We start from the raw sequence: 26,570 nt of genomic DNA, 5'->3' as shown, positions 1-26,570 counted from the left end.
GCGGCCCAGGGCCGCCTTTTGTCTTGCTACGGATATCGTTCGGAAGGCGTCAGGCTTGTTTTCCGAGGAATTGCCCGACGATGCCGCTCAACACACCGCCGCCGACGAGGCCGCCGAGTGCCTGCATCGCAAGACCAGTTGCTGCCGCTTCGCCACCGAGCATCTGGATCAGGAACCCCCCGCCGAGGCCGCCGATAGCGCCGACGATCGTGCGTGCGACGACACTGAATGCCCCTTGCTTCAACACTGCGCTGGCCGCGTTGCCGCCGGCCGCCCCCGCGATCAATTGGGTAATGATTGGCATTAATGCTTCCATTGATCCCTCCGTATCCAGGCCCGTCGAAGACGAGCCGCCAAATGCCGATGATCCGGCAAGGACAGGTTGAGGCCGAATTTAGACTCTTGTCAATTTGGGGAAGTCACGGCTGCCTTCTGTGAAGGCGTTACTCGCTAAAATGTTGCTGTTTCATGCCGGAAACCGCGCTTTTCGAGCTTCGAAAGCCGAAAAATGACAGAATTACTGCAGTGTTCGAGGATCGTTTCAGCCGCCCGTGGCTAAAAAAGACTGGTGATTCGCTGCAGTGCAAACGAAAACTCCAGCGGCCAAGCCGCTGGAGTTGGTTGTGTATTCGCCCACGTGGAGGCGTGTTTCGTTTAGCGATAGACGTAGACGATGCGGCGTGTTGTCGGCTCGACCAGAACCGGCTGGCCGTTGATGCTGACATAGTCGTAGCTATAGTCCGGCACGCGGCGCACTTCGACTGTCTGCGGCAGCTCGGCGCCGACCACGACTTCGCCGTCGAGATAGACGGTTTCGCCCGGGTTGGTGGTGATATAGGTGCGCACCGTATCCGGCGGCGCGATCGGATCGACCTCTTCGACAGGGCCGAGCAACTCGTCACCGGGTGCAGGCATTGGCGGATCGCCGGCCTGCGCCTCATAGGTCACGACGGGAACCGCCAGGTCGGCGCGTCGATCCTGAACGACGACAGCAGCGCCGCCGAGATCGGTGGTCAGATATTGGGCATAGACCCAGCCACGAAGGCCGTTGACGTCGACACGGCACCACTTGCTGCCTTCGATGCAGCCATCAAGGACTGCGGTGCTGCCGCGTGTTGCCAGGCCAACGGTGGGATATTGCGGGCCCGGGCCAGCGCGGACATTGAGGTCAGTGACGGTTGTGGCGGTCATGGCTGCGAAGGCTGCCGAGGTGCCAGCTACGAGTACGAAACCCGCAGCCGCGGCAGTTCGCAACAGGGTGCTGGTAAGGTTCTTCATCATCATGCTCCTTCGTTATCCCTGATGAGCAAACGCAGCGATGGTGGGGATGTTCCCGCGGTAACGTCACGAAATGTGAAGATGCGACATACTAACCCTGTCGCAGTTCAACCCGGCGTTACGCCGAGGGAACCGTTTCGCGATCAAAGTATTTTTCCTGTCGATGTCGGGCAGGCGCCCGAGGGAACGATCAGCGATATGCCCGCGCAAAGAAGGTGAGCACGGGCAGGAGAGGGAGGTTCAATGTCGAATTCAGCTGTTAATCCGGTAAATCCTGCCATCAACGGCTTGCGCCCGGTGGTGGCAATCGTCGTTGCGGCCGAACTGCTTGTCTCGGCCTTGCTGCTTACCACCGTGCAGCTCCCCGCACCTCAGTCTCCATCAGCGGAAATTGCCAGCCTGCGTTAAAGCGCGTCGCGATCTCCACTGCATGTTTCCTTAGATCGTATTCGATTTAAGGCAGCATGCAGTCATTTAAGTGCTACCGCGACCTTTGCGCATCTAATATGACGCGCGGCGCTCAAGGATTCGCTTGCTGCGCTTTAAGCTCTTGTTTTTGCGCATGTCGTCATCGCAAAACTGCTGAACACTTTTGTGCGACATGCTTTAATTCGCGCTGTGTCTGATGCCGTTTGGCGCTATAGGTGTGCCAACGACATCTAAGTGAGGCGCAGACGGCATGCTACAGGCGGGCATCATCCCGGTTACTCATTTCCAGCAGAACTGCACGGTTCTCTTCGATGCTGAAACCAAGGAAGGCGTGATCGTCGATCCCGGCGGCGACGTCGATGTGATCCTCCAGACGATCCAGGAGAACGGCATCACGCTGAAGGCGATCTGGCTGACGCACGGCCACATCGACCATGCCGGCGGTGCCAAGGAACTGAAGGAAGCGCTCGGGCTTTCGATCATCGGCCCGCACAAGGACGATCTGCCGCTGTTGTCGCGGCTGGAAGAGCAGGCCGAGAAATTCGGCCTGGCGATGAAGGTCGAGAACGTCGTACCCGACCAATGGCTGGAGGACGGCGATACCGTCTCCTTCGGCAATCATGTGTTTGAAGTGCTGCATTGCCCCGGCCATGCGCCTGGCCACGTGGTCTATTTCAACCGGGTGCAGAATTTTGCCCATGTCGGCGACGTGCTGTTCCACGGCTCGATCGGTCGCACCGATCTTCCCGGCGGCAATCATCAGCAATTGCTCGATTCCATCCGCGACAAGATCCTGCCGCTCGGCGATCAGGTCGGCTTCATTTGCGGCCATGGCCCCGGTGGACAGATTGGTGAAGAGCGGCGCACCAACCCCTATCTGCGTGGTCTCTGACCCCGAAAAGACGCGGGCCCCGGTTCGGGAATATAGGCCGTAATGAAAAAGCGCATGCCCCGGGAAAAGGCATGCGCTTTTTGTTTATCGCATCGCGGCTTTTCAATCAGCCTGCGTCGCAGAAGTAGCTGCGGCCGTCGTAGCCGCGGAACGTACCGTTGTCCGGGTTGAACGAGCGGTAGCGCTGCGAGCAATAACGATACCAGGACGGGGTCCAGGGCTCGAGCGAACCGTAGCCGCCGCCGCCGTAGCCGCCGCCATAGTTGTCGACGACAACCGGACGCGCGCGATAGACAGGGCGCGGACGATAGACCGGGCGCGGCTCGTAATAATCGGGCTCCGGGTCGACATAGACGCGCTCGCTGTAACGCGGCTGCGAAGCAATCGCGCCGCCGATGATCACGCCGGTCGCCAGGCCAAGAGCGCCGAGTGCAACGGCGTCACCGTTGTCATAGTGCCTGCGGCGGTTCCAATCACCAGCCTCAGCCGTGCTGAGGGTCGGGAGAACCGAGGCGGCGGCGATGACCGAGAGAACCGTCGCTTTGATGAACTTGTTCATGGCTTCAATCCTGTGCATGGTCCGGAGCGTTTCCGGCCTTCATGATGAAAGAGTGTTAACCACGCCAAACTGAACGGGGCCTGAACAAAAAAACCCGGCATCGCTGCCGGGCTTCAACTTGAATCTTTCAGCAGAACCGGTGTTAGCCGGAGATCTGCAGGTTGACCGCCTTCGGGCCTTTGCCGCGGCGATCCGGTTCGGTGTCGAAGCTTACCTTCTGATTTTCCGACAGGCCGTTCAGGCCGGAAGCCTGGACAGCGGAGATGTGTACGAAGATATCTGCACCACCGTTGTCAGGCTTGATGAAACCAAAGCCCTTGTCGGTGTTGAAGAATTTAACAGTGCCAGTTTCGGCCATGCGTCAGGTCCTTTTCTCTCCACCCGTTTGACGGACGGGTAGCATTGCAGTTTGCCCGATTGGGCGTTGGGCAGGCAGTTCTCGATATTTGAGGAAAGGTTCCTGTTACCGCAGCCAGCCATCGGAAAGGTTGCAAACTCGCGTCCCCCCCAGTCTGGCCACCCGGAGTTTTTGCGTCTCCGGCCCGCTTTTATTTCAAGATCTTCCCATGCTCGTAGATTGCCCGAACAGAGTAAGATTGATGGGTTTATTTTGAATTGGCAAGCAAAACTTTTTAGAAGTGGTATTGCGTCTTGCCATTGCTCAAAATTCGGTCAGTCGCCGATTTTTCAGGTGATATTGAAGGTGCATCGCAAGCTGTTGAAATCACAGCTTTTTGAACGAATGTGCCGAGAAGTTGAGTGCTTTGCGCCGTTTTTCGCCGCAATCGGCGACGCCGCGATGGCTGCCAAACAGGTCCATTCATTTGTCAAGCGACTGATATGGTTGAAGCTTCTTGCCAAAGTGATGCTGTCGGGCACCGTGGCGGTTCGCTTTGCAGAAATCCTGCAAGTAATAACCGGGAATCGGCAGGTTGCATCGCGGCGCTTTAAAGTGAAGCAACAGCTTTGCGGGGCGGGGCAATAACAAGTAACGCAGCAGTTCAGTACCCGCCAAAATCAAGGGTTATAGTTCTGCAGGTCCCCGCGCATGCCTATCTCGTCTCAGGCTGCGGCTTCCTTCCGGCCACCTTTCGTGATCTCGGGCACGATCTCGACGACCAGCATGGCGGCAAAGATGATGGCGCAACCGACATAGCCGATGGGCGTGATGATCTCCCCGAGCAGCAGCACCCCGAAGAGGGCTGCAAACAGCGCCTCGCTCGACAGGAAGATCGCTGCCTGCGGTGCCGTGGTGTAGCGCTGGCCGACGACCTGGCAGATGAAGGCGACACCACTGGAGAAGATGCCCGCATAGAGGATTTCCGGCAGCGCGCCTTTAACCGCCTCCATGCTCAGGGGCTCGATCGCCAAAGCGACGACGCAGCCGAGTACGGCGCAAACGGCAAACTGCGTCATCGACAGCAGCATCGGCCGGCCGCTGCTCGGTGCGAAGATGCCGACAAGCATCAGCTGCAGTGCCCAGAACAGGGCGCAGACAACAGTCAGATAATCACCACCGGTCAGGCTCGACAGAGCGCCACCACTCAAAAGGAAGATACCGAGCAGGGCCATCAGCGCGCCGGGCCAGATGATCCAGTGCGGCCTGCGGCGGAGGAAGATGATGGTCAGCACCGGGACGAAGACGACGTAAAGCCCGGTTAGAAAGCCGGAGTTGGTGACGCTGGTGGTGAGCAACCCGTATTGCTGCGTAACGGCGCCTGCAAAAAGCGCGAGCCCGACAAACACGAAGTTGCGAAGGGTCCTGCCGGTCAACGGCTGCGGCGCCCGCCTGGTTTCAACGACGGCGAGCGGCAGCGCGACCAGGGTTGCGATGGCAAAACGAAGCGTGATGAACCAGAGCGGTCCGATCGCCTGCATCGCCGTCGACTGGGCGACGAAGCCGGCACCCCAGATGGCGCCGGAAAACAGCAGGAATAGATTGGCCTGGACGCGGGTCATCATTGCTCTCCTCAGATGCTTCGCCGTCTATCAGTTGCGATTTTTCCGGGCAAGGCTCATCGTCGGCGGCCGGCTGATCTGCGCGGCGTGCCGGCGACGGTTGCATGGTGGAGATGGGGACGGTGGAGATGGGCGAGAGCGGTTATTCGGGAACGCCGCTTGTCCGCAAGCTGGGCATGAGGGGCGGGCAGTCAGCGCTGTTGCTTGGCGTCCCTGACGATCTGACCGATATTGCCGGCTTTCCAGGGTTCTCCAGGTGCGAAACCGCCGTCGACGGCCCGGCGTCACGTCGGCACGACTACATCCACGTCTTCGCCGTGGAGAGGGCAAAGCTTGAAGCGCTGGCACTACCGCTTGCGGCGAGCCTCAAGGCCGACGGCATGATGTGGATCTCGTGGCCGAAGCGCGCATCGAAGGTTCCGACGACGCTGACGGAGGACGTCTTGCGCGAGATCTTTCTGCCGCTCGGGCTCGTCGACACCAAGGTCTGCGCCGTCGATGCGGTCTGGTCCGGATTGAAGTTTATGTTCCGCAAGGACGTTCGCGCCGATCTCTGATCCCGAATTTGGATTTATACGAGCGCCGGTTGGTATTACTGCGTCGGTGCCTTGGAGACCCTGAGCAAGGCGCCATCCTCTTCGTCCGTCACCATCAGCAGTGCGCCGTCCGGCGCCACCACGATGTCGCGGATACGGCCGAACTCGCCGTCGAACAGCCGTTCCTCGGAGGTCACAGCGCCGGTGTCGTCCCGCTCCAGCCGGGCGAGGAGCTGATACTTCAGCGCCGCCACCAGCAGGTTGCCATCCCACTCCGGAAACATCTTGCCGCGATAGACCGCGAGCGCGCCTGGCGCAATCGAGGGATCCCAGTAGTAGATCGGCTGGTCGAAGCCGTCCTTGGCCGTGCCTTCGCCAATCTCGGCGCCGGAATAGTCCTTGCCGTAGGTGATCACCGGCCAGCCGTAGTTATGGCCGGATTGCGGGTTGTTGACCTCGTCGCCGCCGCGCGCGCCGTGCTCTGCCGTCAGAAGCGTGCCGTCCTTCGGATCAATGGCGATGCCCTGCGGATTGCGATGCCCCTTGGACCAGATTTCCGGCAGGCCCTCGGTGCCCCCGCGATAGGGGTTGTCGGCGGGAATGCTGCCGTCGGCGTTGATGTGCAGGATGGCGCCGGCATGATCGTGCAGATCCTGGGCGCGCTCGCGCTCGCCGCGGTCGCCGATGCCGAAGAACAGGCTGCCATCAGGCGCGAATGCGATGCGCGAGCCGAAATGCTGGCCGTTGCGGGTCAGCTTGTTCATCCGGAACAGTTCCTTGACGTCGGTCAGGTCCGAATTATCCGCCGACAATGCCGCCCGCACCAGGACCGTTCCGAAACCGCCGTCTCCACTGGCCGCGAGCGTCAGGTAGAGCGTGCGGCTGGTGGCAAAATCGGGGGCAAGGGCGATGTCGAGCAGGCCACCCTGGCCCTGCTCGGCCACCTCAGGCACGCCGGAAAGCGGCGCCGAGGCCTTGCCGTCGCGGATGATGCGCAGCCGACCGGCGCGCTCGCTGACGATGTAACTGCCGTCCGGCAGCACCTCGACGGACCAGGGATGTTCGAGCCCGCTCGCCAGCGTTTCGACGAGAACGTCGCCATGCTGGGAGGGAAACTCACGCGTTTCCTGTGCTGCGGCAGCAAACGGGGCGGCAAACGAAACAAGGCCGGCGAGGAGCGGCAGCGCGCGAATTGTTCCCGCCATCCGGGTCGTTTCCAGCCTTGATGCCTGCGCCTGCCACATTCGATATCTCCGATCAGTTCATGCCGCCACACGCCAAGCTGGAGTGGTCACCCGGTTCGTTCAAGTCAAATCGGATCAAAATGGCTTTATTTCGAAACCGAGCCTGTCGTCAGCGGCACCGGATGCTGCTCGCCGACCAGTTCGGCGGTCACGATGTAGCGCATCGGTCCCGGCTCGATCGCATCGAAAGGGAAGCAGGTGGCAAGCGCCAGCTTGTGGCCACTGGCCGAGGCGTTGATGCCGCTCTCGTCCCAGCGCGCGACCCGGCCTTCGCCGGCGCGGAAGAGAAAGCGCCGCCCGTCCTTGCGGGTCAGCACCAGCAGGTCGCCCGCGGACACATCCTTCAGCCAGCGGAAATGCGTGTCGCGGTGGGCGGCGATGACCGAGGTGCCTTCGTCGCCGGGAAGGGGGGTGTTTGTGAGCCAGGCAGGTCCGAAGGCAAGCGCCTGGCCGCTTGCGCCCTTGAGCACGATCGCCGAGCGGTTGATGCGCGGCGCCATGATTTCCGCTGTCGTTTCGAAGTCGGCCCAGGGCCAGGGCCTGCCATTGGCCTCGCCGTGCAATTGCGCCTCGAAGCTCTTTTTCAAGAGGACTTGAGAGACCTCGGCCTTGGCCTTCATGTAAAATCCCTTGCCGACCAGCATCAGGCCGGCAAGGGCGAACAGGGCAATGAGCGCGACCACGATCGTCTCGATCGCCGAAAGACGGGCGAGGAAGCCCGGGCGTGGCCCGGGCAGGTCGTCGTCAGCGGCCATGGCGTCGAACCCCTGATGTGACGAGGGCGGCGATCTGCCCACGCCAGAAGACGAAGGTGCTGCCGGCAGCAAGGGCAAAGGCGAGCAGCATCAGCCCGATGAGGATCTGCTTGTCTGCTTCGGTTGCCGTCTGCGGCAGGTTCACCTGTTTGTTGGCTTCGGCAATCAGGCCGGCGGCGCGCGCCGTCGGTGCCGCCAGCATGCGGTCGGCGGTCAGCATTGCGAGCTTCGTCTGGCTTTCGGCCGAAGCCTCGCGCTCGTCGACCTTTTCTGTCGCATCGGACTTCTCGCCGAAAACCTTGCCGAAGTCCCAGCCGGCCGGCAGGTTGAGCGGCACAGCGGTTTCCGTCAGGTTTTCGCCGGCGGGCCGCGACGGTGTCGCATCGACGGCGACAAGGCTGGTGACGCGCGAGACCAGGTGATGGGCGAGCGCGACGGTTTCGATCTGCCTGTCGAGCGTTGCCGGGTCGGCGATCGTCGCCGCGCTTGCCTCGAGATCGTCGATCTTACGGCGGGCCCAGAGCTTGGCGACGCCTTCGCCGGTTGCCGCCTTGGCGATGTCCATCTCGACGCGCCAGGGCTGGTCGCCGGCCTTGCCGACGATGCGAAGCTTGCCTTCCGGCGCGGCGCCGTCGAGTTCGGCCGTCAGCACGACCGGCTCGCCGCGATAGAGATCGGGCATCGGGTTCGGGGTGATGTCGCCCGTGGCCGCACCCTCGAAAGTGGCGGAGATGTCGGTCATAACAGGGCTCTCGAGCTTGGTGAAAAGCTCGCCCATACGGGCGGCCACCTGGCTCTCGGAACCGATCAGCGTGAAGGTGCCGCGGCCGTACTCAGCCGCCTTGGTCATGAAATGGCTGTTGGGCGCGGACCCGATGCCGACGGTGAAGACGCGCGCGTCGCCGCGGTTGTTCTGGATTTCCTGGAAAAGCTGGCCTTCATTGCCGATGGCGCCATCGGTGAGGAAGACCACCTGGCGAAGGGCGCCAGCGGCAACCGGTCCCTGCGTGCGCAGGGCCGCTTCCAGCGCCGGCAGCATTTCGGTGCCGCCGTCGGCGGTCAGGCCGCGCACGAAGGAGATCGCGTCCTCGCGCTTGTCAGGTGTCGCCTCGACGAGCCCAGGGAAATGCACAGTCATCGTGTCGTCGAAGCGGATGACGTTGAACCGGTCTTCCGGCTTCAGCCGCGAGATCGCCAGCGCCAGGCTTTCCTTTGCCTGCTCCATCGACGGGCCGGCCATCGAGCCGGAATTGTCGATGACGAAGACCACCTCGCGCCGGAGTGGTTTGTCAGTCGCGGTCGCAGTGACCGGCGGGGTGACGAAAGACAGGAGATAGGTCTTGCCGTCGACGGTCTCGCGGAAGAGGCCAGCATAGGGGCTCTTGCCTGCGACAGCCTTCCAGCTGAGTTCGAAATCCCTGTCGGCCGGAACGCTTCCTGCTTTCAACGTGATCTTGCGAGTAAGCTGGTCGAGGGTGGTCGTTTCGATCTCGTGAAAGGCCGATGTCACTTCGCCGATCGGGAAGCCCGCCTTCAGGTTGATCGTCAACGTCACCGGGTTGATCCTGGCGTTCTCGCGCGGATCAAGCACCGGCGGCTCGATCTTTTGGCGATCGGGGACCGGATCGCTGACGGCATAACCGGAGCGGCTGTCGAGATCGACGGTCTGGACGACCGGCTGCGGATTGTAGCGAGGGGCGACCACCATCGGGAAGCGGAAGGTGAAGGCGTCGTTCGACTGGCGCACACCGCTTTGATATTCGATCTGCACCACCACCGTTTCGCCAGGGCCGATATTGGCGACCTGATTGGTGAAGAGGTTGGGGCGTTGCTGCTCGAGCAGCGCCGCCTTCTTGCCCTCGGCCTTTGCCTGCTCGTAGATCTCCTTGGCCGCCTGGCGCGGCTTGATCTGACCCTCGATGAAGCGGTCGCCGATCTGCATCTTCAGCGTGTCGACGGCGGAATCATCGGGAAGCGGGAAGACATAGGTGCCTTCGACCCATCCCTTGCTCGGGTTCTGGAACCGTTGCGTCACCCGGGTGCGCATGATCGGGCCGTTGACGTCGATCTGAACGTCGGTCGCCAGTCGCGGCGCCTCGACGAAATAGCCGGGCTCCTTGGAGGGGAAGAGCAGGGCGCCGGTGCCCATGTCGTTGGGCCTGACATAGCCGGCCATCTGCTCGGGCCTGGCGTTTGCTGTCTGGGCCGAGGCCTGGGTCATCAGGCCGAGGATCATCACGATGCAGGCGGCGAGCGCTGCGAGCGCCAGATACATGCCCCAGCGCGCTTCGTTTTGCCGTGTCCGTGATTCAGCGATTTCGTCGTCGAGAAACATTGCATACCCCCGTCATGCCATGCGTTCGGATCATGGAAGGAAAGGCCCGGAAATCGGCTGTTGCGGGACGGAATTGCGGCGTTCCGCGACAGTTGTTGTGGCCAAAATATGGCTTTTCGAAAAAAGTCGAAATCCGCTGTTTTTTCTGAATAAATCGGGACCGTGGCACGTGTCTGACTGACCGCGCCTTCATCGGATGGAAGCCCCGGTTTCTTGTCGGTATGCGGACCGTTCTGGCCGGGGCTGCCATCACCTCAGGCGGAGCGCGTCGATCGTGATTGCTGATCACACTCATGAAACTTTGTCATGGTGACGCATTTTGCCCGCATTCCGGCGGTTTTTCAGGCTCTGGCGCTTGCAAGACCGGGCGTCTTTCGACATAGACCTAACCGCTATGGAGCCTGACTTTTTCGTTCCGTAGCGCTCACCGCGTCTCGAAACGATCAGGACCTTTCATCATGGCCTTCCTTGCCGATGCCCTTTCCCGTGTAAAGCCTTCCGCCACCATCGCCGTTTCGCAGAAAGCCCGCGAGCTGAAAGCGAAGGGACGCGACGTGATCGGCCTTGGTGCAGGGGAGCCGGATTTCGACACGCCTGATAATATCAAGAAGGCTGCGATCGACGCGATCAACCGCGGCGAGACGAAGTACACGCCGGTATCCGGCATTCCGGAACTGCGCGAAGCGATCGCCAAGAAGTTCAAGCGCGAGAACAACCTCGACTACACCGCCGCCCAGACGATCGTCGGCACCGGTGGAAAGCAGATTCTTTTCAACGCCTTCATGGCGACCCTGAACGCGGGCGATGAAGTCGTCATCCCGGCGCCCTACTGGGTTTCCTACCCGGAGATGGTGGCGCTGTGCGGCGGCACGCCGGTGACTGTTTCGGCGACGCAGGAAAACAACTTCAAGCTCCAGCCTGCCGACTTGGACAAGGCGATCACGCCGAAGACCAAGTGGTTCATCTTCAACTCGCCGTCCAACCCGTCGGGCGCTGCCTACAGCCACGCAGAACTCAAGGCGCTGACCGACGTCCTGATGAAGCACCCGCATGTCTGGGTGCTGACCGACGACATGTACGAGCACCTGACCTATGGCGACTTCAAGTTCGCGACCCCTGTCGAAGTCGAGCCCGGCCTCTACGACCGCACGCTGACCATGAACGGCGTCTCCAAGGCCTATGCCATGACCGGCTGGCGCATCGGCTACGCCGCCGGCCCGCTGCAGCTGATCAAGGCCATGGACATGATCCAGGGCCAGCAGACCTCGGGCGCAACCTCGATCGCGCAGTGGGCTGCCGTCGAGGCGCTCAACGGCACACAGGACTTCATCCCCGAGAACAAGAAGATCTTCGAAGGTCGCCGTGATCTCGTGGTGTCGATGCTGAATCAGGCCAAGGGCATTGCGTGCCCGACGCCGGAAGGCGCCTTCTACGTCTACCCGTCCTGCGCCGGCCTGATCGGCAAGACCGCACCGTCGGGCAAGGTCATCGAGACTGATGAAGACTTCGTCTCCGAGCTGCTCGAAGCCGAAGGCGTTGCCGTCGTGCATGGCTCGGCCTTTGGCCTCGGCCCGAACTTCCGCATCTCCTACGCGACGTCGGAAGCGCAGCTGGAAGAAGCATGCCGCCGCATCCAGCGCTTTTGCGGCGCCTGCAAGTAAGCTCAGGCATTCCATCTCATGAAAAGCCCGCCGGCAACGGCGGGCTTTTTTGTTCGTAAACGGATTCAACGGGCGGTCAATTTGATTCAAGCGCGGCGGCTAAGGCGTTGAAATCAGAGTCGAACTGCCCTTCGTTCAAGCCCCCGGAACCTCGTCATCGCCGACGACGCCGCCCTCGCTTTCGAGAATGGAGAGGCGACGTGCCTCGGAACGGGTAAACTTCAGGCAGACGCCGATGCCGCGTTCGCCTTCCGGCAGAAAAATGGCGCCGGCATTTTCGAGTGCATGCGTCAGCGACACGATCACCGCGTCGGCGGGCTTTTCCAGCTTGCGCTCGAACTTCAGGATCGTGTCTTCGTCGACGCCTGAAAAGCTCGCCAGCATCTCGCGCGAAATTTCGATCAGAGCCCGGGCGGCGCGGCACTGTGGACCTGTAATCATCGTCACCTCCAGTTGCGGCGAGGATGCGTGAAGCCCGGCGGCGGGTCAACAGCAAGCGAGGGCCCGCGACCTTTCGACCGCGGACCGTTTTGCTCGAGCCGGTTGGTTATGACGATGTTTAGGCGAGCGGCGGACGCTGCTTTCGCCGGCGCCTGCCACCCGTGGACGACAGAACCCTATTTTGCCCGCATTCCCTCGATGATGCCGGAGATCTCGTCGGCACCGAAGCCGCCGGCGAGGCGCTTTTGCGCCAGTCTTTCGATCGGATCCATGAACGCCGGATCGATGCCCTGGCTGCGGCTTGCGGCGACGATATTGGTGATCGCCACCGATTGCATCGCAAGGTTCGACATCACGTCGCGGGCGTGGTCGCCGCTGTCGATCCGCTCGGCAAGGTCGGGCAGAGCCGTCATCATCGCTGCCAGCCAGGGCTCGACGAAGGCTAGGAACTGTATTGCCGTGACGCCAACGCTGCCGGCAAGCGCCGTTGCGTGCAGATAGCCGCCGAAGAGGCCGTACATCGCCGACAGCAATGCGAGGTCGTTGACCGCGGCGAGAACAGGATCTTCGCCGAGATAGTGGCTCTGGCCAAAGGCAGCCAGTTGCTCCTTTGCGCCCTCAAACGCATCGGCGCTGCCGCTGTAGAGAATGAAGGCGTGCGACGAGCCGATCATCGGCGGCGTCGCCATGATGCCGCCGTCGAGATAGAGCGCACCGTATCCGCCAAGACGGCCGGCGATCGCCCGGACCTCGTCCGGGCGACCATCGGTGAGGTTGACGACGGTCTTGCCGGCCAGCAAGGGAGCGGCGTCGGCAAGCGTGGCTTCGGCGGCGGTATAATCGGTGAGGCACAGCACGATCACGTCGCTGACGTCGATGGCTTCCTGCACCGTTTCGGCTCGGCGCGCGCCGCGGGCAACAAGTGTGTCAGCCCGCGCCTGGGTGCGGTTCCAGACCGTCGTTACGTTGCCTGCTTCGATGAGGGCGTTTGCGAGGGCCGTGCCCATGGCGCCGAGGCCGATGATGGTGATGCAATTGGACATCCGATTCTCCGTTCTGGCTTGTTTCAGGCAGCCGGCGACAATTGCTGGCCGAGACCGCCATCGACCGTCAGCCTCGCGCCAGTGGTAAACGTCGCGTCGAAGGCGAGGAACAGCACGGCGCGGGCCACTTCGTCGGCGGTGCCGTTGCGGCCCATGGGCGTGATCGCGTCCCCCAGCGCCTTGAACTCTGCACGCTCGGCATCGGTGATGCCGGCAACGCCCTTGGTCGGCGTGTCGATGAAGCCGGGGCTGACCGAGTTGACGCGGATGCCGCGTGGCAACAGTTCGGCGGCAAAGACGGAGGCAAACGAGATCAGTGCCGCCTTGCTGCCGCTATAGACAGCCATGCCCGCATGACCGCCGACATCGGCGACAGAAGAGGTGAAGACGATGGAGCCGCCGTCGCGGATGAGCGGCGCCAGCCGCTGCACGGTGAAGAAGGCGCCCTTGGTGTTGATGGTGAACTGTCGGTCGTAGGAGGCCTCCGTCACCTGGTCGAACGGTTCGAGCAGCGACGTGCCGGCGTTGACGTGCAACAGATCGATCGACCCCAGCTTTTGGCCGACGGTCGCCCCGAGCACGGCGATCTCGCCGAGGTCGGAGATGTCGGATTTTACCGCATGGACACGCGCCCCGAAGCGCTCCTGGATCTTGGCGAGGTTGGCCGCATTGTTGCCGGTCAAGAGTACTTCCGCGCCGCCGTTGACGAGCCGTTCGACTGTCGCCAGGCCCATGCCATGCGTGCCGCCGATGACGACGGCTTTCTTGTCCTGATAGCTACCCATGATCTTTTCCTTCGATGTGAGTTCGATGGAGAAGAGATAAATTCATGGACGATATTGCGGAAGACGGGCAAATGTGGATGTATCGTCCACATTTGTAGACATCGGAAAATGGCCATGCGCAATCTCAACGACTTCATCGTCTTTGCCCATGTGGTCGATCACAAGGGGTTCGCGCCGGCCGCGCGCGCGCTCAACATGCCGAAATCGACGCTGAGCAAGCGCGTGGCCGAACTGGAAAAGACACTCGGCGTCAGGCTGATCAACCGCACGTCGCGCCGCTTCACCGTGACCGAGATCGGCGAGGACTTCTATCGACATGCCGCGGCGATGCTGATCGAGGCGGATGCGGCCGAAGCCATCGTCAAGGGCCGGCTCGCTGAGCCGAGCGGCACGGTCAGGATCACCGCCTCAGTGCCGACGGCGCAGATGACGCTGGCAGGCCTTCTACCGCCGTTGGCGCTCGCATACCCTAAGATGCGCGTGATGGTGCACGCGACCGACCGTTTCGTCGACGTCGTCCAGGAAGGCTTCGACATCGCCGTGCGCGATCACTTCGCGCCCTTGCCCGATTCGGGTCTTGTGCAGCGGCGGGTGGCAACGGACGCCATCTGGCTGGTGGCGGCACCGGCCTATCTCGAAAGCCGCGGGGCCCCGCGCGAACCGAGCGAGCTTTCGCGTCATGACGGACTTCTGGCGTCGTTGACCGCCGAGGGATGGACGATGCGCAATGATGCGGGTGTGGTCGTCCGGGTCCGTCCGGAGCCGCGTTTCCTTGCGGACGAATCCAATGTGCTCCGTGCGGCCGCCGTTTCCGGCCTCGGCATCACCGCGCTGCCGCGCAAACTCTGCCGGGCGGAAATCGAGGAGGGCAGCCTCGTTCGTGTCCTGCCCGATTGGGAAGCGGGCAGCGTCACCACGACCCTGCTGATGCCGCATCGGCGGGGGCAACTGCCGTCGGTGCGCGCGGTGGTCGACTTCATCGCCGAGCATCTGCCCGGCGCGCAAGGGTCGGCCGCATAGCTGCAATGATTGGCCAGATGGCGTGCATCACTGCCGTTGCGCGTCGGGCGGCCCCAACCTATCCTTCGCCCGAACGGATGCCCGAGTTGTCGAATGATCCCGCACGAGAACCATCAATGGACTTATTGGCTGGGCCGGGCGTCGCCTGAAGTCGAGTACGCCTTCTGGGCTGGCGGGCCTGCACCGGCACTTGGCATGCATTTCCACCCCGAAAGCCAGCTGACGACGGTGCATTCCGGCTGTCGCGCCTTTCAGGTGGGAAGCGTGATACTCCGGGTCGAGGCGGGGCAGTGCCTGCACATTCCCGCCGGTATGCCGCACCGAAGCCTTGCTGCCGAGCCCGAGGGCGCGCAATGCCTCAACCTCTACGCTGCCCTGCCGGATGCAGGCTGTGGCCCCACAGTATACTCGCTTCGTGAACTCGGGCTTTCCGAAGGGGAGGCCGATCCGCTCGCGCTGCTCCGCGGCGTTGGGGAACGATTGCAAGCGGGTGGCAGGTTGCCGGGACATGCGAGCGACGATCTCTGGCTTGGCGATATCGGTGTAAGCAGCATGACGGTCGGCAAGATCGCCGTTCGTCATGGTCTGAGCCGCGAAGGTTTCAGTCGTCGGTTCACGCGGCTGATCGGTATGTCGCCGCACGCCTATCGGCTGATGCACCGCCTGAACGCGGCCCGGCGCGATCTGCGATCGGAAACGTCGGTGGCCGACATCGCAGCAAAATATGGTTTTGCCGACCAGAGCCATCTCGGCCGTCATTTCCGCCGCGTCTTCGGCGCCACACCACGCGCCTATGGCGAAAACATGCGGGCGGTCACAAACGTTCCAGACGTGGTCACGGCCACAGGCTAGATCTCTTCGCATCATTGCGAAAGGCATGGCATGGACGGACTGATCGCGCCTCTTCTGTTTCTCGCCGGCATAGCCGGCGGCATCATCAATGCGCTAGCAGGGGGCGCAACGCTGATCACCTTCCCGGCGATGCTTGCCGCGGGTCTTCCGCCTGTTGTTGCCAATGCCTCGAATGCCATTGCCATCGCACCTGGGCACCTGCTGGCGGCGATTGCCGATCGCGAGAAGCTGCCGACCTTCGATCGGCGCATGCTGGTCCTGCACGCCCTCTGCGTCGTTGGCGGCGTCATCGGCGCACTGGTTCTGCTTGCGCTTCCCGATCGCCTCTTCGTGCTGCCGGTTCCCGGGCTCATCGGCCTTGCCACGCTGCTCTTTGCGTTTGCGCCGCGCATCGGCCAGTGGACCGTAACGCATCGCGGGAAGGGACAAGCATCAAGGACCGAAGGAATGGCCGCGCTGTTTGCCACTTCGATCTATGGCGGTTTCTTTGGTGCGGGGCTCGGCATCCTCCTGACGGCGGTGCTTTCGCTGCAAGAGCCGGGCGACATCCGCAAGGTCAAGGTGATGAAGAACCTGCTCGGCAGCTGTGTCAGCCTCGCGGCGATCGTCATCTTCATCGCGAAGGGCATGGTGCAATGGCCTGAGACGCTGACGATGTTGTCGGGCGCGCTGATCGGCGGCTATGCCGGCGGTCATCTGGTGCGGGTGCTGCCGGCCCAAGTCGTGCGGCTGTTCGTGATCCTCTCCGGCGCGGTCATGACCTGCGTCTATGCCGGCCGCTACTGGTTTTAAGGATGGCAGAAAGTTAGGGTTCAAATGAAAAAGGCCCGCTTGGAGCGGGCCTCTATGCTGTCTCGGTCGCGCGCTCAGCGCTCGGCAAGCGCCGGTTCGCCCTTTTTCTCGCGCACGAGGTTCATGAACCGGCGGAAGAGGTAGTGGCTGTCCTGCGGGCCCGGCGAGGCTTCCGGGTGATGCTGCACCGAGAACACCGGCTTGCCGGCGACGCGCAGGCCGCAATTGGTGCCGTCGAACAGCGAAATGTGAGTCTCTTCAACACCTTCCGGCAGCGACTTCGAATCGACCGCGAAGCCGTGGTTCATCGAGACGATCTCGACCTTGCCCGTGGTGTGATCCTTGACCGGATGGTTGGCGCCATGGTGGCCCTGGTGCATTTTTTCGGTCTTGCCGCCAAGCGCCAGCGCCAGCATCTGGTGACCGAGGCAGATACCGAACACCGGGATATCGCTCTTCAGCAGGTCCTGGATGACAGGCACGGCGTATTCGCCGGTTGCCGCCGGGTCGCCCGGGCCGTTGGAGAGGAAGATGCCGTCCGGCTTCTGGGCAAGCACCTCTTCGGCGCTCGTCGTTGCCGGCATCACGGTGACGCGGGCGTTGAGGCCGGTGAAGAGGCGCAGGATGTTGCGCTTGACGCCGTAGTCGAGGGCGACGACGTGGTAGTCGGCCTCGGCATCGCCGAGCGTCGAATAGCCTTCGTCCCAGACCCAGGGCTTCTCGGTCCACTGCGAGGACTGGCCGGAGGTCGCGACCTTGGCAAGATCGAGGCCTTCAAGCCCGCTCCAAGCCTTGGCTTCCTTCTTCAGCGTCTCGATGTCGAAGACGCCTGAGGGATCGTGGGCGATGACGGCGTTGGGCATGCCGTTTTCGCGGATCCAGGCGGTGAGTGCCCGGGTGTCGATGCCGCAGAGGCCGATGATGCCGCGGGCTTTCAGCCAGGCATCGAGGTGCTTGACGGACCGGTAGTTCGACGGCTCGGTGATATCGGCCTTGAAGATCACGCCGACCGCGCCGTGGCGGGCTGCCGGCGTCAGGTCTTCGATGTCCTCGTCATTGGCGCCGATATTGCCGATGTGCGGGAAGGTGAAGGTGACGATCTGGCTGAGGTAGGAAGGATCCGTCAGGATTTCCTGGTAGCCGGTCAGTGCCGTGTTGAAGCAGACTTCCGCCTGCACCTTGCCGGTTGCGCCGATGCCCTTGCCTTCGATGACGGTGCCATCGGCAAGAACGAGCAAAGCGGTGGGTTTTTCAGTGGTCCATGCGGGTGTCGCGGTCATCGTTCCTATCCCGTTGCGGCGCGAGGCGGGGCTTGAAAGCCCGACGGCTGATCGCCATTTTATGTGCTCAGGCATGGACGCGCGGAATCCCCGCGAAAAGTGCTCACATGCCAATGTCGTGCAGGTGCGGGAAAATAGCCAAAGCGCAAAGCCCGGTCAACCAGCCGCTGTGAATTGTCTGGAAATAAAATTCCTTTTAATTCAAGCGGTTGTGTAATCCGTTTGATTGCACCTGCCACACTGGTTTAAGACGACGACAACATTGACGCATCGAACCGGTTCCGGGCAAGAGCACCGCGGGCCGGCTTCGACATGGAGAAAGACATGCGCGACCAGTTCGCTGAGGTACTGAAAGAAGCCCTGAAGGCCAAGGACACGCGGCGCACCTCAACCGTGCGGCTGATCCAGGCTGCGATCAAGGATCGTGATATTGCCAACCGTGGCCTGGGCAAGGATCCGGTCGGCGACGACGAGATCCTGCAGATCCTCGCCAAGATGATCAAGCAGCGCGAGGAATCGGCGCGCATCTACGACCAGGGCGGCCGGCCGGAGCTTGCCGAGCAGGAGCGGCAGGAAATCGTCATCATCAACCAGTTCCTGCCGGCTCAGTTGCCAGAGGATAAGGTCAAGGAACTCTGTGCTTCGGTGATCCAGGAAACCGGCGCGCACGGGCTTCGCGACATGGGCAAGTGCATGAACGCGCTCAAGGAACGGTATCCCGGCCAGATGGACTTCGCCAAGGCCTCCGGCCTGGTCAAGGACCTGCTGAAGTAACCGACTGCGCCCGCTCGTCTGCGGCGGGCGCCGTTGCGGCATTGAAATTGCCGGTGAGCCTTTCATGGGCCTGATCGATCAGCGCGAACTTCTCCGCCTGATAATCCCAATATTCCCGGATGAAACCCTGCGACAGCCAGAGGCTGCTGCGACCCGGCGGGCCATCCCATCCCATGCCGCTGGGCACGGCGTTGAAGAAGCCGGCGCTGGATGCAAGTGCTTCGACGGTGATGGCCATGATGCGGGATCCGAGGTCGGGAGGCGAATTCATCCTGTTGTGCTTGGTCGGAGTCAGGGTCGATGCACGGCCTGGGTGTAGAAACATGTTCGCGCTAGACGCGCATCATCCGATGACCTACAGCAAGCGGGGTTTGCAATTGCCTTTTTACAGCCTGTGAATTGCGGGCAAGGCCGGTCAGCGCTGTGGCGTCCGGCGGTTTCGCCGCCTATATGGAGGATTGACCAGAGGTACCCATGCGCTTTTCACAGTCCTTTCTTGACGAGATACGCGACCGCGTGCCGATTTCGGACGTGATCGCCAAACGCGTCACCTGGGATCGGCGCAAGACCAATGTCTCGCGCGGCGACTACTGGGCCTGCTGCCCGTTCCACGGCGAGAAATCTCCGAGCTTCCACTGCGAGGACCGCAAGGGCCGCTACCATTGCTTCGGCTGTGGCGTTACCGGCGACCACTTCCGCTTCCTCACCGATCTCGAAGGCCTGAGCTTCCCCGAGGCGGTGCAGCAGATCGCCGACATGGCCGGTGTTGCCATGCCGCAGCCCGACCCGCAGGCCGAGAAGCGCGAAAAGGAACGCACCAGCCTGCTCGATGTGATGGAGCTGGCGACCCAGTTTTTCGAGGACCAGCTACAGACGGCCAATGGCGCCAAGGCGCGCGCCTATCTGCGCGAGCGCGGGCTGACCGGCCGCACCATCGAGACCTTTCGCCTCGGCTTTGCGCCCGACAGCCGCAATGCGCTGAAGGAATTTTTGGCCGGCAAGGGCATCGGCAAGGAGCAGATAGAGGCCTGCGGCCTGGTGGTGCATGGTCCCGAAGTGCCGGTTTCCTACGACCGCTTCCGTGACCGCATCATGTTTCCGATCCTGTCGTCGCGCGAAAAGGTCATCGCCTTCGGCGGCCGCGCCATGTCGCCGGATGCGCCGGCGAAGTATCTCAATTCGAATGAGACCGAGCTCTTCCACAAGGGCAACGTGCTCTACAACTTTGCCCGGGCACGCCGTGCAATGTCCGGGGGCAGCCGCCCCGGTGATGCCGGGCAAAACGAAAGTGCTACGGCGACGATCATCGCGGTCGAGGGCTATATGGACGTGATCGCGCTCCACCAGGCGGGCGTCGAGAATGCCGTTGCGCCGCTTGGAACAGCACTCACCGAAAACCAGCTCGATCTGCTCTGGAAGATGACGTCGCAGCCGGTGCTCTGCTTCGATGGCGACGGCGCCGGCATCCGCGCTGCCAACCGCGGCGTCGATCTGGCGCTGCCGCATCTGAAACCCGGCCGATCGGTGCGCTTTGCCATGCTGCCTGACGGCAAGGACCCGGACGATCTGGTGCGGCAAGAGGGGCGGGCGCCCTTCGACCAGGTGCTGGCCAATGCAAGGTCGCTGGCCGAGATGGTCTGGCAACGTGAAATCCAGGGCGGCTCGTTCGATACGCCGGAAAAACGCGCCGAACTTGAAGCGAGGCTGAAGCAGGTCACCGCCGTCATTGCCGACGAAAGTGTGCGGCGCCACTATGGCCAGGACATGCGCGACCGGCTGCACGCCTTCCTGCAGGCCTCAAGCCCCGGTCGCGGCGGCGAGCGGCGGCAATTCGAGCGCGGCGGCCGCCAGGGCGGCGGCCAACGCGGCGGGCAGGGTGGACGCCAGCCCAACACCTCGGGTCCGACGGCAATCTCGGACCGGCTGGCGCGCTCGTCGCTGGTCAGCGGCCAGCAGGCGGTGCCCTCGTTGCGCGAAAGCGTGCTGGCGCTCACCATCGTCAACCACCCGCAACTGCTGTTTGACGAATACGACGAGATCTCGACCATCGAGTTCGACCACCGCGATCTGCAACGCTGCTGGGCGGCGGTGCTCAATGCGGCTGCCGCCAACGGCCCGCGCCTGACGCGTGAAGGGCTGGTGGAACAGCTGGAAGCCGAAGGCTTTGCGCCCTTGATCGCGGCCATCGACCAGCAGATCCGCTATGCCCGGCTGTGGACGGCGACAGCTGCTGCGGCACCCGAGGATGCGCGCGAGGGTTACCTGCAGGCGCTGGCGCTGCACCAGCGCTCCAAGGCGTTGCATTGGCAGCGGCGCGAGCTGGAGCGGGAACTGGCGCATGCGACCGAGGAGGGAGACCTCGAGGCCGTGCCTCAGCTCCTGCGCACACTTCAGGAAGTACAGTTCGAAGTGACGCGGCTTGAAAACCAGGAAGCGATCATCGAAGGCTTCGGTGTGCTCTCCGGCCGCGTGAAGGGACCGGCGGCCCGGTGACCGCCGAAAAGTCGCGCGCCCACGCCGAAATCCGGTCCGGTCTCAACAGTATGCCGACTATTCGCGCCAATGTTCGGCCACCCAGGGAGCTGGGCGGATATAGTGGCGCAGGTAGCGGATTGGATTCTTTTCACGCCGGTCACCGGAAAACAGGCGCCGGATATGCCCGAGCGGCGTGTCCACGCGGCCGCGATAGCCATACTGTCCGTCGATCGCATGCTGCGGCAGCAGGCTGCGGGGGAAAAGCACCACGCGTGCATCGGTCGGCAGGCGCGGCGCGAAGAAGTAGTTTAGGGGGAGCGGCCAGTGGCAGTCCTGCCGGAAATGCAGCACCCAGCGCCTTGGGAAAAGTTTTACGCCGCCCGGCGCGTTGCGCGTCACGAAACGCTGCTCGAAGCGGTATTCATTGGCAACGGCTTGCGGATCGGCCAGGAACTTCTGCTGCAGCGGCACCAGCTTGCCGACCGGGAAGCGAAACAGCGAGGTCTGGCCGAGCCGTTCGAACGGCGTCGTCTGGTTGCGCGCCAGGATCACATCGTCGGGTTCTCCGACCTCGAAGAAGGCGTCGAGCGACCCGACGATGACGATATCGAGGTCCAGAAACAGCACCGGTCCGCTGAGGTTGCCCAGCTTGGCGCCCCATAGCCGAGATTTGTTCCAGATGCCCGGCGTCTTCTCGGGCATTTTTCCAATGTCCAGCGGCGGCAGATCCTCGCAGAGAATTTCCGGGTGCAGACCCTCGCGATTGTCGGTGAAGCAGGTGAAGGTGAAGGGCGGGGTGATGTTGCGCGCCGCCATGGCATAGAGGCGGTTGATGAAGGGCGCGCCGTATTTGGTCCCCCAGTTGATGCAGATTAACTGCTTGACGCCGCCGCTTGCCGCCAGAATGCTAGACATCGTTACTTTCCAGTTTTTTCAATCCACGAGATTGCCGGTGACCGGAAGGGTCGCATCGGCGGCGAGTTCAGCTAACAGGTCCGAAGCCGCCCGTCCAGCCGCCGCGATTTGCCTTGCTCTATTCCGTTGACCGGAAGGCTATGGCATTGCGGTCGCTTGGGGCGATGATGATCAGGTGATTCCCGTAAAGGAGATATGATGGAGATTGGGCAAAGGGCGCAATGCGCCAAGGGCGTCGCCGGCCATCTCTTCGACGGAGCCGCGCCGGCACCTTTGGATGTGCTCAAACGCGTCTATGGCTACTCCGCCTTTCGCGGCCGGCAGCAGGAGGTGGTCGAGCATGTGGCCGCCGGAGGCGATGCAGTCGTTCTGTTTCCGACCGGCGCCGGCAAGTCGCTCTGCTTCCAGATCCCTGCACTCTGCCGTCCCGGCCTCGGCGTCGTCGTTTCGCCGCTGATCGCGCTGATGCGCGATCAGGTCGAGGCGTTGAAGCAGCTCGGCGTCAATGCGGCGGCACTCAATTCGTCCCTGACGCGCGAAGAAGCGGTGGCCGTGCGCCGGCAGATTGCCGATGGCACGCTTGACCTCCTCTACGTCACGCCCGAGCGCATCGTCACCGATGGTTTCGCCGATCTCATCGGCAATGCCCGCATTGCGCTTTTCGCCATCGACGAGGCCCATTGCGTTTCGCAGTGGGGTCATGATTTCCGGCCGGAATATCGCACCCTCGGCCTGCTTGCCGAGCGCTATCCCGGCGTTCCGCGCATCGCGCTGACGGCGACGGCCGATCCGCATACCCGCGAAGACATTATCGAGCGCTTGTCGCTGCAGGGCGCCGAAGTCTTTACCACCAGCTTCGACCGACCGAACATCGCCTATGAAATTGTCGAGCGCGACCAGCCGCGCCAGCAGTTGCTGCGCTTTGTCTCCCGCTTCCGCGGATCGTCCGGCATCGTCTATTGCCTGTCGCGGGCAAAGGTCGAGGACACTGCGGAATGGTTGAACGGGCAGGGCATTCGAGCGCTGCCCTATCACGCCGGCATGGACCGGACGCTGCGCGACACCCATCAGGACGCGTTCCTCAAGGAGGAGAGCCTCTGCCTGGTCGCAACCGTCGCCTTCGGCATGGGCATCGACAAGCCGGATGTGCGCTATGTCGCCCATCTCGATCTGCCGGGCTCGGTCGAGGCCTATTACCAGGAGACCGGCCGCGCCGGACGTGACGGCCAACCGTCCGAGGTCTGGATGGCCTATGGCATGGCCGACGTCTTGCAGCGCCGCCGGATGATCGACGAGGGCGCAGTGGCGGACGAAATCAAGCGCATCGAGCGCGGCAAGCTCAATGCGCTTTTGGCGATCTGTGAGACGGCTGGCTGCCGCCGACAGGCGATCCTCGCGCATTTCGGCGAGGCGCATCCCGGTCGTTGCGGTCATTGCGATACCTGCCTGAAGCCCGTGGAAACCTGGGACGGCACCGAGGCCGCGATCAAGGCGCTCGCCGCCGTCTACCGCACCGGCGAGCGCTTCGGCACCGGCCATGTCGTCGACGTGCTGATGGGGACCGTCAACGAAAAGACCGAGCGTTTCGGCCATGTCGACATCCCGGTCTTCGGCGCCGGCAAGGATCTGCCGGCGCGTACCTGGCAATCGGTGTTTCGGCAATTGCTGGCCGCCGGTCTCGTCAGCGTCGATCACACGGCCTTCGGCGCAGTCAAGCTCGAAGCGGAGGCCCGCGCCGTGTTCAAGCGCGAGCGCCAGGTGCTGTTTCGCAAGGACCGCCCGCAGACGGGCAAGGCGGCGCGGCAGGCGAAATCGGGCAGCCAGCGCGAGCGCGCCGACCTTGCCGGTTCCGACCTCGAACTGTTCGAACTGCTGCGCGCCGAGCGCTTCACCATCGCCAAGGACCTGAACGTGCCGCCCTACGTCGTCTTCCCGGATGCAACGCTGATCGCGCTCGCCAAGGAGCGCCCGCGCGGCTTCGACGAGCTGCTCGACATCCCCGGCATCGGCGAAAGCAAACGCGAGCGGTACGGCGAGGCATTTCTGGCCGTGATCGACGGGTATTTGGAGGGGTGAGGCCCGACGATTAGCTCTCGCGGTTGGGCTTTGTCCCGATTCTCGTATCTTTTCGGCACTGGTGCAGTACGAAGTTGGGGGAGTTCCGCCCTCAGACCAGCTAAGTCGCGCCGCCGACGCGGCGCGGCTGGATTCCTGTGACAAGCACAGGAATGAGGGCGTGGCGGGCGGTCGAAATTCTTTCACCCAACTACAATTTTTACTTGTGATAAGCGCGATATCGCCAATTTCCCTTTCATGAGGGGCTATGTCTACATCCTCGCGTCCAAGCGAAAGGCACGCTTTATGTTGGCGTGACGAAGGATCTCGCCACCCGGCTTTACGAACATCAGAACGACCTGACGCCCGGCTTCACATCGAGATACGTCAAGACGCTGGTCTGGTTTGAGGAGTTTGATTTGCTGACCGCGGCGATAACTCGGGAGAAAACGATCAAGAAATGGCCTCGAAAGTGGAAGTTGAACCTGATCGAACGCATGAACCCGGATTGGGAGGATATCTCGCCCTATCTGCATGCCCTCTGACCAATGATCCCGTCTCATTGTCCTGAGCTTGGGATAATATTGCCGCGATTGTTGGGGACCAGATTCTGAATACGCTGGCTGCAACTACGTCCCCTCCCTCATTCCTGTGCTTGTCACAGGAATCCAGCCGCGCTGCGTCGGCGGCGCGAATGGATGGTGCTTGATGGGACAAAGGGTGCCAGCTTCGATCTTCGACCGCTCAAAAGCTGGAGTGGCCGAAGCAATATGTCTCGCACCGCCAAGGGCGCGACATAAAATTTCAGACCAGCGGGTCTGTTGCGAAAGGCCCTGTCGTTTTCCCTCACTACTGCCTCTGCGCATGGCCTGGCCGCTGGAATTTGCTGCAACGGGAAAGCTGTCGTGGTACTCGTCTGGCACGAAACGTCCTTTTCACAGTGAAAGCGGCCCGCCATGACCAATGCTTTTCTTTCCCACCTCCGCTCCGAACTCGATGGCTTGAAATCATCAGGCCTTTACAAGTCGGAGCGGGTGATCGTCTCGAAGCAGGCGGGCGAGATCGAGGTTGCCTCGGGCGAGCGGGTGCTGAACTTCTGCGCCAACAACTATCTCGGCCTGGCCGACAATGCGGAACTGACTGAGGCCGGCAAAAAGGCGCTCGACCGTTACGGCTACGGCATGGCCTCGGTGCGCTTTATCTGCGGCACGCAGGAAGAGCACAAGCAGTTGGAGGCGCGCATCTCCGCCTTCCTCGGCCTGGAAGACACGATCCTTTATTCCTCCTGTTTCGACGCCAATGGCGGCCTGTTCGAGACGCTGCTGGGCGAAGAGGACGCGATCATCTCCGACGCCTTGAACCACGCCTCGATCATCGACGGCGTGCGCCTCTCCAAGGCCAAGCGCTTCCGCTATGCCAACAACGACATGGCGGCGCTGGAGGAAGAGCTGAAGAAGGCCNATTTCTCGAAGAGGTGGGGACGCTGCTGGGCGAAGAGGACGCGATCATCTCCGACGCCTTGAACCACGCCTCGATCATCGACGGCGTGCGCCTCTCCAAGGCCAAGCGCTTCCGCTATGCCAACAACGACATGGCGGCGCTGGAGGAAGAGCTGAAGAAGGCCSAAGGCAGTCGCTTCAAGCTGATCGCCACCGACGGCGTGTTCTCGATGGACGGCATCATCGCCAATCTCGGGGGCGTCTGTGACCTCGCCGAGAAGTAYGGCGCCATGGTCATGGTCGATGACAGCCATGCGGTCGGCTTCGTCGGCAAAAACGGGCGCGGCTCGGCCGAACATTGCGGCGTCGAGGGCCGCGTCGACATCATCACCGGCACGCTCGGCAAGGCGCTCGGCGGTGCCTCGGGCGGCTATACGTCGGCCAAGGCCGAGGTTGTCGACTGGCTGCGCCAGCGCTCGCGGCCCTATCTGTTTTCCAACACGCTGGCGCCGGTGATTGCCGCCGCCTCGCTCAAAGTGTTCGACCTGATCGACAACGGCGATGCGCTGCGGGCGCGGCTGTCGGACAATGCGGCGCTGTTTCGTGACCAGATGTCGAAGCTCGGCTTCACGCTGGCCGGCGAGGGCCATCCGATCATNACGTCGGCCAAGGCCGAGGTTGTCGACTGGCTGCGCCAGCGCTCGCGGCCCTATCTGTTTTCCAACACGCTGGCGCCGGTGATTGCCGCCGCCTCGCTCAAAGTGTTCGACCTGATCGACAACGGCGATGGGCTGCGGGCGCGGCTGTCGGACAATGCGGCGCTGTTTCGTGACCAGATGTCGAAGCTCGGCTTCACGCTGGCCGGCGAGGGCCATCCGATCATCCCGGTGATGCTCGGCGATGCCGCACTGGCGCAGGAGATGGCGGCGCGCATGCTCAAGAAGGGCGTCTACGTCATCGGCTTCTCCTTCCCGGTGGTGCCAAAGGGCCAGGCGCGCATCCGCACGCAGATGTCGGCCGCCCACAGCGAAAACGACGTGCGCCGGGCGAT

At 62.5% G+C, this 26,570-nt stretch carries 26 protein-coding genes and 3 pseudogenes; 15 read left to right on the top strand and 14 right to left on the bottom strand.

Annotated elements, in window-relative coordinates; translation table 11 throughout:
* Window positions 1–49: 49 nt before the first annotated feature.
* Complete coding sequence (locus ASD52_RS19715; RefSeq protein ID WP_025427909.1) at window positions 50–316, bottom strand: hypothetical protein; 267 nt, start codon at window positions 314–316, stop codon at window positions 50–52.
* Between the two features lie 338 nt (window positions 317–654).
* The gene (locus tag ASD52_RS19710) at window positions 655–1,278 is read right to left on the bottom strand and encodes a DUF1236 domain-containing protein (RefSeq protein WP_025427908.1); all 624 of its coding nucleotides are present in this window, start codon (window positions 1,276–1,278) and stop codon (window positions 655–657) included.
* Between the two features lie 243 nt (window positions 1,279–1,521).
* On the opposite strand from ASD52_RS19710, the gene ASD52_RS39395 reads away from it, so the two are divergent.
* The gene (locus ASD52_RS39395; RefSeq protein WP_164474916.1) at window positions 1,522–1,686 is read left to right on the top strand and encodes a hypothetical protein; all 165 of its coding nucleotides are present in this window, start codon (window positions 1,522–1,524) and stop codon (window positions 1,684–1,686) included.
* A 271-nt stretch (window positions 1,687–1,957) separates the two neighbouring features.
* A complete protein-coding gene (locus ASD52_RS19705) occupies window positions 1,958–2,599 on the top strand; it encodes an MBL fold metallo-hydrolase (protein ID WP_025427907.1) in 642 nt (213 codons plus the stop codon).
* A gap of 106 nt (window positions 2,600–2,705) precedes the next feature.
* On the opposite strand, the gene ASD52_RS19700 is transcribed toward ASD52_RS19705, so the two are convergent.
* Both ASD52_RS19700 and ASD52_RS19695 read right to left on the bottom strand, forming a co-directional pair.
* Entirely contained in the window at window positions 2,706–3,158 is a 453-nt protein-coding gene (locus ASD52_RS19700; RefSeq protein ID WP_025427906.1) for a BA14K family protein, read from the bottom strand.
* A gap of 142 nt (window positions 3,159–3,300) precedes the next feature.
* Complete coding sequence (locus tag ASD52_RS19695; RefSeq protein WP_025427905.1) at window positions 3,301–3,516, bottom strand: cold-shock protein; 216 nt, start codon at window positions 3,514–3,516, stop codon at window positions 3,301–3,303.
* 219 nt (window positions 3,517–3,735) lie between these two features.
* On the opposite strand from ASD52_RS19695, the gene ASD52_RS38610 reads away from it, so the two are divergent.
* Window positions 3,736–4,143, top strand: a complete 408-nt coding sequence (locus tag ASD52_RS38610) for a hypothetical protein (RefSeq protein WP_128090426.1) — start codon at window positions 3,736–3,738, stop codon at window positions 4,141–4,143.
* A 77-nt stretch (window positions 4,144–4,220) separates the two neighbouring features.
* On the opposite strand, the gene ASD52_RS19685 is transcribed toward ASD52_RS38610, so the two are convergent.
* The gene (locus ASD52_RS19685) at window positions 4,221–5,117 is read right to left on the bottom strand and encodes a DMT family transporter (RefSeq protein ID WP_025427904.1); all 897 of its coding nucleotides are present in this window, start codon (window positions 5,115–5,117) and stop codon (window positions 4,221–4,223) included.
* A gap of 104 nt (window positions 5,118–5,221) precedes the next feature.
* On the opposite strand from ASD52_RS19685, the gene ASD52_RS19680 reads away from it, so the two are divergent.
* Window positions 5,222–5,674: a hypothetical protein gene (locus ASD52_RS19680; protein ID WP_038576303.1), complete on the top strand. Its 453-nt coding sequence runs from the start codon at window positions 5,222–5,224 to the stop codon at window positions 5,672–5,674.
* A 35-nt stretch (window positions 5,675–5,709) separates the two neighbouring features.
* Here the strand turns inward: ASD52_RS19680 and ASD52_RS19675 are convergent, their stop codons facing one another.
* From ASD52_RS19675 to ASD52_RS19665, 3 genes are all read right to left on the bottom strand, one after another.
* Window positions 5,710–6,858 (bottom strand): PQQ-dependent sugar dehydrogenase, encoded by a 1,149-nt coding sequence (locus tag ASD52_RS19675; RefSeq protein WP_051509213.1) that lies wholly within the window; start codon window positions 6,856–6,858, stop codon window positions 5,710–5,712.
* A 125-nt stretch (window positions 6,859–6,983) separates the two neighbouring features.
* On the bottom strand, window positions 6,984–7,652 hold the full coding sequence (locus tag ASD52_RS19670) for a class GN sortase (protein WP_025427901.1): 669 nt from the start codon (window positions 7,650–7,652) through the stop codon (window positions 6,984–6,986).
* Window positions 7,642–9,927, bottom strand: a complete 2,286-nt coding sequence (locus ASD52_RS19665; RefSeq protein WP_244496098.1) for a marine proteobacterial sortase target protein — start codon at window positions 9,925–9,927, stop codon at window positions 7,642–7,644. Before ASD52_RS19665 ends, ASD52_RS19670 begins: the two co-directional genes overlap by 11 nt.
* 518 nt (window positions 9,928–10,445) lie before the next feature.
* Here ASD52_RS19665 and ASD52_RS19660 point away from each other — a divergent pair.
* The gene (locus ASD52_RS19660) at window positions 10,446–11,648 is read left to right on the top strand and encodes a pyridoxal phosphate-dependent aminotransferase (protein WP_025427899.1); all 1,203 of its coding nucleotides are present in this window, start codon (window positions 10,446–10,448) and stop codon (window positions 11,646–11,648) included.
* A 135-nt stretch (window positions 11,649–11,783) separates the two neighbouring features.
* On the opposite strand, the gene ASD52_RS19655 is transcribed toward ASD52_RS19660, so the two are convergent.
* The 3 genes from ASD52_RS19655 to ASD52_RS19645 form a co-directional block, all read right to left on the bottom strand.
* Window positions 11,784–12,089 (bottom strand): hypothetical protein, encoded by a 306-nt coding sequence (locus ASD52_RS19655; RefSeq protein ID WP_025427898.1) that lies wholly within the window; start codon window positions 12,087–12,089, stop codon window positions 11,784–11,786.
* A gap of 176 nt (window positions 12,090–12,265) precedes the next feature.
* Complete coding sequence (locus tag ASD52_RS19650; RefSeq protein WP_057221059.1) at window positions 12,266–13,132, bottom strand: NAD(P)-binding domain-containing protein; 867 nt, start codon at window positions 13,130–13,132, stop codon at window positions 12,266–12,268.
* Window positions 13,133–13,155: 23 nt separating this feature from the next.
* Window positions 13,156–13,917 carry an SDR family oxidoreductase gene (locus tag ASD52_RS19645; RefSeq protein WP_025427896.1) on the bottom strand — a complete coding sequence of 254 codons (762 nt, stop codon included), beginning with the start codon at window positions 13,915–13,917 and terminating at the stop codon, window positions 13,156–13,158.
* Between the two features lie 114 nt (window positions 13,918–14,031).
* On the opposite strand from ASD52_RS19645, the gene ASD52_RS19640 reads away from it, so the two are divergent.
* From ASD52_RS19640 to ASD52_RS19630, 3 genes are all read left to right on the top strand, one after another.
* Window positions 14,032–14,937, top strand: coding sequence for a LysR substrate-binding domain-containing protein (locus ASD52_RS19640; RefSeq protein ID WP_025427895.1), 906 nt, complete (start codon window positions 14,032–14,034; stop codon window positions 14,935–14,937).
* A 93-nt stretch (window positions 14,938–15,030) separates the two neighbouring features.
* Window positions 15,031–15,789 (top strand): AraC family transcriptional regulator, encoded by a 759-nt coding sequence (locus ASD52_RS19635; RefSeq protein ID WP_025427894.1) that lies wholly within the window; start codon window positions 15,031–15,033, stop codon window positions 15,787–15,789.
* A gap of 30 nt (window positions 15,790–15,819) precedes the next feature.
* Window positions 15,820–16,581: a sulfite exporter TauE/SafE family protein gene (locus tag ASD52_RS19630; RefSeq protein WP_025427893.1), complete on the top strand. Its 762-nt coding sequence runs from the start codon at window positions 15,820–15,822 to the stop codon at window positions 16,579–16,581.
* Window positions 16,582–16,655: 74 nt separating this feature from the next.
* Here the strand turns inward: ASD52_RS19630 and carA are convergent, their stop codons facing one another.
* Window positions 16,656–17,861, bottom strand: a complete 1,206-nt coding sequence (gene carA / locus ASD52_RS19625; RefSeq protein WP_025427892.1) for a glutamine-hydrolyzing carbamoyl-phosphate synthase small subunit — start codon at window positions 17,859–17,861, stop codon at window positions 16,656–16,658.
* Between the two features lie 324 nt (window positions 17,862–18,185).
* On the opposite strand from carA, the gene ASD52_RS19620 reads away from it, so the two are divergent.
* Window positions 18,186–18,635: a GatB/YqeY domain-containing protein gene (locus ASD52_RS19620; RefSeq protein WP_025427891.1), complete on the top strand. Its 450-nt coding sequence runs from the start codon at window positions 18,186–18,188 to the stop codon at window positions 18,633–18,635.
* Here the strand turns inward: ASD52_RS19620 and ASD52_RS19615 are convergent.
* Window positions 18,616–18,873 carry a hypothetical protein gene (locus tag ASD52_RS19615; RefSeq protein ID WP_025427890.1) on the bottom strand — a complete coding sequence of 86 codons (258 nt, stop codon included), beginning with the start codon at window positions 18,871–18,873 and terminating at the stop codon, window positions 18,616–18,618. The genes ASD52_RS19620 and ASD52_RS19615 overlap by 20 nt on opposite strands.
* Before the next feature lie 236 nt (window positions 18,874–19,109).
* On the opposite strand from ASD52_RS19615, the gene dnaG reads away from it, so the two are divergent.
* Window positions 19,110–21,128 carry a DNA primase gene (gene dnaG / locus ASD52_RS19610; RefSeq protein WP_025427889.1) on the top strand — a complete coding sequence of 673 codons (2,019 nt, stop codon included), beginning with the start codon at window positions 19,110–19,112 and terminating at the stop codon, window positions 21,126–21,128.
* Window positions 21,129–21,185: 57 nt separating this feature from the next.
* Here dnaG and ASD52_RS19605 read toward each other — a convergent pair whose 3' ends face one another.
* On the bottom strand, window positions 21,186–22,025 hold the full coding sequence (locus tag ASD52_RS19605) for a hypothetical protein (RefSeq protein WP_025427888.1): 840 nt from the start codon (window positions 22,023–22,025) through the stop codon (window positions 21,186–21,188).
* 198 nt (window positions 22,026–22,223) lie between these two features.
* Here ASD52_RS19605 and recQ point away from each other — a divergent pair, with 198 nt between their 5' ends.
* The 5 genes and pseudogenes from recQ to ASD52_RS37560 all read left to right on the top strand — a co-directional run.
* Window positions 22,224–24,101 (top strand): DNA helicase RecQ, encoded by a 1,878-nt coding sequence (gene recQ / locus ASD52_RS19600; protein WP_025427887.1) that lies wholly within the window; start codon window positions 22,224–22,226, stop codon window positions 24,099–24,101.
* A 237-nt stretch (window positions 24,102–24,338) separates the two neighbouring features.
* Window positions 24,339–24,625 (top strand): annotated as a pseudogene (locus ASD52_RS19595) (GIY-YIG nuclease family protein).
* Between the two features lie 411 nt (window positions 24,626–25,036).
* Window positions 25,037–25,540, top strand: a pseudogene (locus tag ASD52_RS19590) (aminotransferase class I/II-fold pyridoxal phosphate-dependent enzyme); the annotation flags it as partial.
* 1 nt (window position 25,541) lies between these two features.
* Window positions 25,542–26,177 (top strand): annotated as a pseudogene (locus tag ASD52_RS36635) (aminotransferase class I/II-fold pyridoxal phosphate-dependent enzyme); the annotation flags it as partial.
* A 1-nt stretch (window position 26,178) separates the two neighbouring features.
* Window positions 26,179–26,570 (top strand): aminotransferase class I/II-fold pyridoxal phosphate-dependent enzyme (locus tag ASD52_RS37560; protein WP_156613001.1); only part of this gene is annotated, 392 nt, incomplete at both ends.

Source organism: Ensifer sp. Root142 (genome assembly GCF_001426785.1).
Classification (GTDB): domain Bacteria; phylum Pseudomonadota; class Alphaproteobacteria; order Rhizobiales; family Rhizobiaceae; genus Ensifer; species Ensifer canadensis.
The sequence above is the reverse complement of the archived record's forward strand: the minus strand, read 5'-3'. Positions and strand labels throughout refer to the sequence as shown.